Raw genomic sequence first — 260 nt, 5'->3', positions numbered from 1 at the left:
GTAACGCGCCCTTTATTCATCGGGTTCCCTCCTAGCTTTCTTTTAATTAGCCAGCTTTCTAAGAGAAGTCGGCTTTTAATTTTTTATTACTATTCTAACGCTGCTGCTCCACCAACGATTTCCGTAATTTCTTGCGTAATCGCTGCCTGACGCGCACGGTTGAATGAAAGTGTAAGTGAATCGATAACTTCCATTGCATTGTCTGTAGCACTCTTCATTGCTGTCATACGCGCTGCGTGTTCACTTGCTTTACCGTCTAG

The 260-nt window shown here is 43.8% G+C and carries 1 protein-coding gene; it reads right to left on the bottom strand.

Annotation, left to right across the window (positions count from 1 at the left end; all coding sequences use genetic code 11):
• Positions 1-89 precede the first annotated feature (89 nt).
• A partial coding sequence (locus SB775_RS30975) for a F0F1 ATP synthase subunit gamma (protein ID WP_410865101.1) occupies positions 90-260 on the bottom strand: 171 nt, incomplete at its 5' end.

It is taken from the genome of Peribacillus sp. SIMBA_075, assembly GCF_046534585.1.
Note: the sequence above shows the minus strand (reverse complement) of the source record. Positions and strands in the feature narration are given on the sequence as shown.